Annotated in this window: 10 protein-coding genes and 1 pseudogene; 2 read left to right on the top strand and 9 right to left on the bottom strand. The window is 64.5% G+C overall.

Going from position 1 to position 8,223, the window contains the following annotated elements; translation table 11 throughout:
* From Q0L57_RS33820 to Q0L57_RS33810, 3 genes and pseudogenes are all read right to left on the bottom strand, one after another.
* Positions 1-82 (bottom strand): annotated as a pseudogene (locus Q0L57_RS33820) (phosphonate C-P lyase system protein PhnL); the annotation flags it as partial.
* Positions 83-84: 2 nt separating this feature from the next.
* Complete coding sequence (phnK, locus tag Q0L57_RS33815) at positions 85-861, bottom strand: phosphonate C-P lyase system protein PhnK (RefSeq protein ID WP_140544515.1); 777 nt, start codon at positions 859-861, stop codon at positions 85-87.
* The gene (locus Q0L57_RS33810; protein ID WP_296747569.1) at positions 858-1,757 is read right to left on the bottom strand and encodes an alpha-D-ribose 1-methylphosphonate 5-phosphate C-P-lyase PhnJ; all 900 of its coding nucleotides are present in this window, start codon (positions 1,755-1,757) and stop codon (positions 858-860) included. The genes phnK and Q0L57_RS33810 overlap by 4 nt, the downstream gene beginning before the upstream one ends.
* A gap of 59 nt (positions 1,758-1,816) precedes the next feature.
* Between Q0L57_RS33810 and Q0L57_RS33805 the strand changes: the two genes are divergently transcribed.
* Positions 1,817-1,993, top strand: a complete 177-nt coding sequence (locus Q0L57_RS33805; RefSeq protein ID WP_296747568.1) for a hypothetical protein — start codon at positions 1,817-1,819, stop codon at positions 1,991-1,993.
* Positions 1,994-1,995: 2 nt separating this feature from the next.
* On the opposite strand, the gene Q0L57_RS33800 is transcribed toward Q0L57_RS33805, so the two are convergent.
* Genes Q0L57_RS33800 through phnG form a run of 3 tightly spaced genes read right to left on the bottom strand, consistent with a single transcriptional unit; the run spans position 1,996 to position 4,185 of the window.
* Positions 1,996-3,111, bottom strand: coding sequence for a carbon-phosphorus lyase complex subunit PhnI (locus Q0L57_RS33800; RefSeq protein ID WP_296747566.1), 1,116 nt, complete (start codon positions 3,109-3,111; stop codon positions 1,996-1,998).
* A gap of 1 nt (position 3,112) precedes the next feature.
* The gene (gene phnH, locus Q0L57_RS33795) at positions 3,113-3,724 is read right to left on the bottom strand and encodes a phosphonate C-P lyase system protein PhnH (RefSeq protein ID WP_296747564.1); all 612 of its coding nucleotides are present in this window, start codon (positions 3,722-3,724) and stop codon (positions 3,113-3,115) included.
* Positions 3,724-4,185, bottom strand: coding sequence for a phosphonate C-P lyase system protein PhnG (gene phnG, locus Q0L57_RS33790; protein ID WP_296747562.1), 462 nt, complete (start codon positions 4,183-4,185; stop codon positions 3,724-3,726). The genes phnH and phnG overlap by 1 nt, the downstream gene beginning before the upstream one ends.
* Positions 4,186-4,311: 126 nt before the next feature.
* On the opposite strand from phnG, the gene phnF reads away from it, so the two are divergent.
* Entirely contained in the window at positions 4,312-5,058 is a 747-nt protein-coding gene (phnF, locus tag Q0L57_RS33785; protein ID WP_296747560.1) for a phosphonate metabolism transcriptional regulator PhnF, read from the top strand.
* Positions 5,059-5,067: 9 nt separating this feature from the next.
* Here the strand turns inward: phnF and Q0L57_RS33780 are convergent, their stop codons facing one another.
* The 3 genes from Q0L57_RS33780 to Q0L57_RS33770 form a co-directional block, all read right to left on the bottom strand.
* Complete coding sequence (locus tag Q0L57_RS33780) at positions 5,068-6,084, bottom strand: zinc-binding alcohol dehydrogenase family protein (protein ID WP_296747558.1); 1,017 nt, start codon at positions 6,082-6,084, stop codon at positions 5,068-5,070.
* A gap of 70 nt (positions 6,085-6,154) precedes the next feature.
* Positions 6,155-7,120, bottom strand: coding sequence for an ABC transporter permease (locus tag Q0L57_RS33775; protein ID WP_296747556.1), 966 nt, complete (start codon positions 7,118-7,120; stop codon positions 6,155-6,157).
* Positions 7,117-8,223: sugar ABC transporter ATP-binding protein (locus Q0L57_RS33770; RefSeq protein ID WP_296747554.1), on the bottom strand; the 1,107-nt coding region annotated here is incomplete at its 5' end. The genes Q0L57_RS33775 and Q0L57_RS33770, both read right to left, overlap by 4 nt.

Below are 8,223 nucleotides of genomic sequence, written 5' to 3'. Positions count from 1 at the left end.
CCACCACCGGCAGCGTGACGCCGTCGCGCAGATGCATGGTGAAGCTCTTTGCGACATCGGAGACGACAAGCGGCGTAGCCATGATCACACCTGCAGGATCGAAGAGACAAGCAACTGGGTATAAGGCGCGCGGGGATCGTCGAGCACGCGGTCGGTCAGGCCGCTTTCGACGACACGGCCGTCCTTCATCACCATCATGCGCTGCGACAGAAGCCGCGCGACGGCGAGGTCGTGGGTGACGACGATCGCGGCGAGACCGAGGTCGGTGACCAGTCCGCGCAGCAGGTCGAGCAGGCGCGCCTGCACCGAGACGTCGAGGCCGCCGGTGGGCTCGTCCATGAACACCAGTCGCGGTCCGGTGACCAGGTTGCGGGCGATCTGAAGGCGCTGGCGCATGCCGCCGGAAAAGGCGCGCGGCTCGTCGTCGATGCGGTCCTCGTCGATCTCGACCCGAGACAGCCAATCGACCGCGGTGGCGCGGATCTTGCCATAGTGCCGGTCGCCGACTGCCATCAGCCTCTCGCCGACATTGGCGCCAGCCGACACCGTCATGCGCAGCCCGTCCGCCGGGTTCTGGTGGACGAAACCCCAGTCGGTGCGCATCAGGAAGCGGCGTTCGGCCTCGCTCATGCGGTAGAGCTCGCGCCATTGGCCATCGCGCATGCGGTAGCTGGCGGTGCCGGAGGAGGGCAGCAACCGGGTCGACAGGCAATTGAGCAGCGTCGTCTTGCCCGAGCCGGACTCGCCGACGACAGCCAGAACCTCGCCCGGCCAGAGGTCGAACGTGACGTTCTCACAGCCAACACGCGAGCCGTAGAATTTGGAGAGCGCGGAGACGCGCAGCAGCGGTTCGTCGGTCATTCGGCCGGCTCCATGTTTCCCGTGACAGCATGAGTTTCGGGGGCAAGGTGGCCATGATGGCCATCGGCGCGCCGCTTCTCGCAATGATCGGTGTCCGAGCAGACGAACATGTGGCCGCCGTGGTCATCGAGGATGACCTCGTCGAGATAGACATTCTCGGCGCCGCACAGAGCACAAGGCTGGTCGAAGGTCTGCACCTCGAAGGGGTGGTCTTCGAAATCGAGGCTGACGACGTTGGTGAAGGGCGGCACCGCATAGATGCGCTTCTCGCGACCTGCGCCGAACAGTTGCAGGGCCGGCGAGCGGTGCATCTTCGGATTGTCGAATTTGGGCGTCGGCGAGGGGTCCATCACATAGCGGCCCTCGACCTTCACCGGATAGGCATAGGTGGTCGCGATGCGGCCGTGCCTGGCGATGTCTTCGTAGAGCTTCACATGCATGAGGCCGTACTCCTCCAGAGCATGCATCTTGCGCGTCTCCGTCTCGCGCGGCTCGAGGAAGCGCAGCGGCTCGGGGATCGGCACCTGGAAGACGAGAACCTGGCCCGCGGTGAGCGGCTGCTCGGGAATGCGGTGGCGGGTCTGAATGATCGACGCCTTGGCCGTCTCGGTGGTGACGGCAACATTGGCGACCTTCTTAAAGAAATCGCGGATCGAGACGGCGTTGGTGGTGTCGTCGGCGCCCTGGTCGATCACTTTCAGCACATCATCCGGGCCGATGATCGAGGCGGTGACCTGAACGCCGCCCGTTCCCCAGCCATAAGGCATCGGCATCTCGCGCGAGGCGAAAGGCACCTGGTAGCCGGGGATGGCGATGCCTTTCAGGATGGCGCGGCGGATCATCCGCTTGGTCTGCTCATCGAGATAGGCGAAGTTGTAGGTGGCGATGTCGGTCATGGCGATCACATCCACTTTGTGGTATCGAATTGACATCCAGAGCGCGGGAGCAAGGCCAAATGACCTCTGCCGGTTGGATGCATCTTGGAGTGCTGTTGCTGGTGTTCGCCGGCGTTGTAGCCTTCGTGCTTCGGAAGATGTTCCTTCCGGCGCCGAGAGATCCCCCGCACGGAGAAACCTTCAGCGCCAGCGACTATACTGGCGGCTTCGACGGCGGCGGACATTCCGGACATTAAAGTCATTCCGCGGCCTCCCGCTTTTCCTCCGCGGCCTTGTCCTCGTTTTCCCGCACCTCGTATTCGGCGCGCATGCGGCGCACGAGGTCGAGCTCAGCCTGGAAGTCGACATAGTGCGGCAGCTTCAGATGCTCGACGAAGCCGGTCGCCTGGACGTTGTCGGAATGCGAGATGACGAATTCCTCGTCCTGCGCGGCGGCGACGATATCCTCGCCAAGTTCGTTCGCGCGCAGCGCCCGGTCGCACAGCGCCATAGCCATCGCCTTGCGCTCGCTCTGGCCGAAGACAAGGCCATAGCCGCGCGTGAACTGCGGCGGCGCCTTGGCCGAGCCCTTGAACTGGTTGACCATCTGGCACTCGGTGACGCGGATGGAGCCGAGCGGCACGGCGAAAGGCAGTTCCGGCACGTCGAGCTCCAGCTCGACCTCGCCGATGCGGACCTCGCCGACGAAGGGATGGTTGCGGGCATAGCCGCGCTGCGTCGAATAGCCGAGCGCCAGCAGGAAACCCTCATCGCCGCGCGACAGCGCCTGCAGGCGGATGTCGCGTGCCATCGGGAATTGCAGCGGCTCGCGTGTGATGTCGCCGGCGACATGGTCGCGCGGCATGTCGCCATCGGCCTCGATCAGACCCTCATGGGCGAGGATCGAAGAGACGCGTGGCATGGCTTCGGCTTCGACCGGACGCTGCGCGGGCGCCTCGACCTCGGCGCCGGCCGCAAGCTCCGGATCGAGCAGGCGGTGCGTGTAGTCGAAGGTCGGGCCGAGCACCTGGCCGCCAGGCAGGTCCTTGTAGGTGGCCGACACGCGCCGCTCGACCTGCATGACGCCGGTGTCGACCGGATTGGTGTAGCCAAAGCGCGGCAGCGTGGTGCGATAGGCGCGCACCAGGAAGATCGCCTCGATCATGTCGCCGCGGGCCTGGACGACGGCCAAAGCAGCAAGCTCGCGATCGTAAAGCGAGCCCTCGCTCATCACCCTGTCGACAGCGAGCGCCAGCTGCTCGACGATCTGGTCGAGGCGCAGCGCCGGCACCGAGCGGTCGCCGCGACGGCGGTCGGCCAGCAAGCGGTGCGCATTGGCGATTGCGGCTTCGCCGCCCTTCACCGCGACATACATGTCATGCCTCCATCGTCTTGATGCGGGTGGTGCGCGGCAGGCAGGCGAGACTGCCGGGCGCTGCCAGGATGATGTCGACGCCGCGCGGGAAACGCTGGTTGTTCTGCTTCCACTGCTCGACGAAATGGCGCGGCATGCCGGTCGGCGCGATCATCGCGGCCTTTTCGATGCCAGGCCCGGTCAGCAGCAGCGACGGACCCGAGGTGAGATCGCCGACGAGCAGGATCAGCGTCGTCGAGCGGTCGGGATATTCCTGCGTGCCTTGCGAAAAACCGTCCAGCGCAACCATCTCGGCGGGGTTGGCGATGAGCGCGAAATGCGCGTCGGCGGGTGTGTTGGCCAGGGGTGCGCCGGTATGGAAGCCGAGCCAGGCCTTCACCGAAGCTTCGGTCTGAAGCGGCGGGTCGAGCCAGACCGGCGTGTCGTTGTCACAGAGCGCCAGCGCCGCTGCGCCAGCCGTCGAGGTCAGCGGCGCCGTGGGATGGGCAAGCTGCGGCAGCGCCTGGACGCTGCCCGGGCGGGCCATGGCATCCATGATGGCGCGGAACACCGTCTGGGCATTGAAAACCGGATCGGCGAAGCCGCCGTCGATCGATTGCGTGGCGATATGCATCAGTCCTCTCCGCGCACCATGGTGAAGAAATCGACTTTGGTGGCGGCGGTCTCGACGCGCCGCTTTTCGTGCTCGGCTTCGAGCGCCGCGCGCATCGGTGCGATGAGCTTTTTCTCGACCGCTTCGCGGTGGGCCGGGTCCTGCCACAGCGCGTCGGCGATCGCGGCGAGCTTGGCTTTCTTCTTGTCGCGGCCGAGCGCGTAGCTGTGGCCGACCTGGCCGGAAGGCAGCCGCACGGTCGCCCTGGTCACGGTCGCCTCACCGACGTTGAACGGCGCGCCGCCGCCGCCGATGCGCCCGCGCACGGTAACCAGTCCGGTCTCCGGACCACGCAGCAACTCGGCTTCGGAAGGCAGGCCGGCTTCGCTCCACAGCCGCGTGATCTCCTCGGCTGCGGCGTGCGAAAGCGTCACCATCATGGCCTTTCGCTCGGCTTGTTCGCGCGCTTCCTGTCCTCGCATGGAGCTGCTCCTCATCCGGTGATAATTTGTCTATTGATATAGACAACTATACAAATTATACTTACCTCGTACCGAGAGTCCATGACGGGTGGATGACAGGTTCGGAAAATTGCTTGGGGGCAATGGATGATTGGGCTGGCAAGCAGCATCGAACGGCGCAACGGCGTGTCGCTGTGGCGGCAGATCGCCGACAAAATATTGCAGGGTATCTCGAGCGGCGATTTCGCTGAGAACGCGGCGCTGCCGCCAGAAGTCGCGCTGGCCGAGCGTTACGGCGTCAATCGTCACACGGTGCGCAGCGCCATTGCCGCCCTGGTGCAGGAAGGGGTGCTGAGGGCCGAGCAGGGGCGTGGCACATTCGTTTTGTCGCGCAAGCGCCTATCCTATCCGATCGGCGCCCGAACGCGTTTCTCGACGGGCCTCCAGGGGCAGACGACAGAACGGCACATCGCCTTGCAGTCATCGTCGACGGAGCCCGCCAACCGCCGCATCGCCGAGGCGCTGGGCATCGCCAGGGGATCGACCGTGATCCGCCTGGAGACGCGGGGCGAGGCCGACGGGCATGCTGTATCGCGCGCGACGACCTGGTTCGACGCCAAGCGCTTCGCCGGCATAGAGACGGCGATGGCCGAAACCGGCTCGATCACCGCCTCGCTCAAGCGCTTCGGCATCAATGACTACCTGAGACACTCGACGATGTTGTCCGCGCGTCATGCCGACGCCGACGATCTCGCCGATCTCGACCTGCAGCCGGGCGCCATCGTGCTGGTGACGATGTCCGTCAACGTGACGCTCGACGGCCAGCCGATCCAGTTCGCGGAGTCGCGGTTTCCGGCGGAGCGGGTGGAGCTCAAACTGTCGGCGAATGATTAGCCTAGGTGTTCACCCGACCTCGATAACCGCCTTGATCAAGCCGGATTTCTCATGTGCCCATGTTGCGAGATCGCGCGACGTCCCGGCGAGCGTCGTGCGATGGGTGACGAGTTTTTGCAGCGGAACCGCACTGCCGCGGATCGAGGCGGCGACGTGATCGAAATCGGCCTTGAGCGCGTTCCGGCTGCCGATCAGCATCATTTCGCGCTTGTGGAATTCCGGGTCCGAGAAAGAGATGTCGTCCTTGACGACGCTCACCAGCACCAGCGCACCGCCATGCGCGACATGGGCGAAGGCCGACTGCACCGACTGCGTGTTGCCGGTGGCGTCGAACACGAGGTCGAAGCCTTCGCCGCCTGTTGCCTGCCGTATCAGGTCGACAGCCGGAGCCTTCGAGCCGTCGAGTACAGCAAAGTCCAGCTCACGCTCTGCGAAGCCGAGCCGTTCCGTGCTCATGTCGAGCAGGCTGACCTCAAGACCGGCGATGCGAGCGAACAACGCCGTGCCGAGGCCGATGGGGCCGGCGCCGATGACCAGGGTGCGCGCGCCTGGAGGAGCAAGCGAGCGACGTACGGCGTGGGCGCCGATCGCCAGGAATTCGACGGCAGCCGCGTCAGCCAGCGAGAGGCCGTTTGCCGGATAAAGGTTGCCGGCGGGCACCAGGATTTCCTCGCACATGGCGCCGTCGCGGTGAACGCCGAGCACCTCGATTCTCATGCAGCAGTTCGGCTTGCCGTGCCGGCAGGCGATGCATTTGCCACAGGAAAGATAGGGGTTGATGATCACAGGCTCGCCGACCGGAATCGCGATGCCTTCGCCTTGCTCGGAGACGATGCCGGAGACCTCGTGGCCCATGATGCGCGGATAGGCCAGGAACGGATGCTTGCCTTCAAAGATGTGGTAGTCGGTGCCGCAAATGCCGACATGGCTGACCTTCACCCGGGCCCAGCCCGGCGGCGGCGCCAAAGGACCGGCGCGGTCCTCGAGGACAAGATCGCCGGGCGAACGGCAGACGACAGCTTTCATTGATCAGACCCAGACAAAAAAGAGCGCCGGCCTCGGCATGCGGGGGCCGGCGCTGAAGTTCAGGGAGGATTCATTTGCCCCGGCGGCGCAGGCCGTCGAAGTAGACGATGACGATGATCAGCACGCCGGTGATGACGCGCTGCCAGAACGCGTTGACGTTGAGCAGGTTGGCGCCGTTGTTGATGGTGGCGAGAATGAATGCGCCAAGCAACGGTCCGTGCACCGACCCGACCGCTCCAAACAGAGAGGTGCCGCCAATCACAGACGAGGCGATCGCCTGCAATTCCCAGCCTTCGGCCTGGGTCGGATTACCGATGCCGATGCGTGAGGCAAGCAGCACACCAACGAAGGCCGCGCACAGACCGGATAGCGTATAGGCCATGTAGATGGTGCGCTGCACGTTGACGCCGGACAGGCGGGACGCCTCGGCATTGGAGCCGACCGAGAACAGATAGCGGCCCCAACGACTGTGATGCAGAAAGACATAGGCGGGGACACCAACCAGGATCACCATCCAGAACAGGTTGGGAATGCCGATAAAGGAATTGCGCGAGAATTCCTGGAAGGCGTCGTTGTTGATCGAGATCGAATTGCCGTTGGTCATCAACAGCCCGATGCCGCGCAATGAGGTCAGCGTCGCCAGCGTGATGATGAAGGGCGGCAGGCCCATCTTGACGATGCCGAAGCCATGGAACATCCCGATGGCGACGCCCACAAGCAAGGTCAGCAGGATAGCGACGAAGACCGGCACGCCGGCATTGATCAGCATCGCCGTGGTCACGGTGCAGAAGCCGACGACCGCACCGACCGAAAGATCGATGCCGCCGGTGATGATGACGAAGGTCTGGCCGACCGCCAGGATGGCGATCATCGAACCCTGGCGGAGCAGGTTCGAGATGTTGTTGGCCGAGGCGAAGCTCTGCGTGGCCACCGACAGGATGACCCACAGCAGGACCAGCAGAGCCAACAGCGTCAGCCCGAAGAGGGCGTTGTAGTTGCGCTTGGGTTTTTCGGCGGGGATTGCCTCGGTGCTCATTTTTGTCCTCCCTGCTTTTCTTGTTTCTCGGCGAGCGCCTGTGTGAGAATTTCCTCGTGCTCGGCGGTGCGGAACCCGTGAGTGGCCACCAGCTTGCCGCGCCGGAAGACGTGCAGAGTGTCGGCAAGCTCATAGACCTCGGGCAGGTAGGACGAGATCAGGATGATGCCGGCGCCCTTCGACAGAAGCGTCGAGAACAGGCGGTAGATTTCGGCCTTGGTGCCGACGTCGACGCCGACCGTCGGCTCGTCGAAGATGAACAGCTTGGCACCATGCGCCAGCCACTTGCCTATGACGATCTTCTGCTGGTTGCCGCCGGACAGGCTGGAGGCGAGCGCGTTGCGCGTCGGCGTCTTGATGCGCAGGTCGGCGATCTGGCGGTCGGCCTCGGCCTTTTCCTTCGCACCTGAAATCAGAAGGTTGCTCGAGATGCGCTTGTAGATCGGCAGGTTGAGGTTGAGGCCGACCGGCAGGTTGAGACACAGCCCCTGGTCGCGGCGGCTTTCAGGCGCCAGCGCCATGCCGAGCCGGATCGCGTCATGCTCGGAGTTGACCTGGACTTCGTTGCCTTGCCACAGGATCTGGCCGGCGGATTTCCTGTGGCGGCCGTAGAGCGTGGTGACGAATTCGCTGCGGCCGGCGCCGATCAGCCCGTAGAGGCCGACGATCTCACCCGCGCGGACGGCCAGCGAAACATTCTCAAAACCCTTGCCGGAGAGGTTCCGCGCCTCGACGATAGTGGCGCCCGGCGTGAAATGCTCCTTGTGGTAGATCTGCTCGATTGAGCGGTTGATCATCAGCTTGACCAGTTCCGGCTCGTTCGTCTCGGCGATGTTGCGGGTGCCGACCAGCGTGCCGTCACGCAGCACGGAGACGCGATCGGCGAGCTCGAACACCTCTTCCATGCGGTGGCTGATGTAGATGATGGTAACGCCTTCGCCCTTCAACCGCCGGATCAGCTTGAACAGCTGGTCGGCTTCCTTGCGGGTGAGGTAGGCCGTCGGTTCGTCGAAGATCAGGAACTTGGTGCCGCGCACCGTGGCGCGGGCGGCGGCGATCAGTTGCTGCTGGCCGATGGTGAGGTCGCCCAGCACGACATGCGC

The sequence above is a fragment of the Mesorhizobium sp. genome (genome assembly GCF_024509055.1).
Taxonomy (GTDB): Bacteria; Pseudomonadota; Alphaproteobacteria; order Rhizobiales; family Rhizobiaceae; genus Mesorhizobium.
This window is presented reverse-complemented; position numbering and strand designations above follow the sequence as displayed.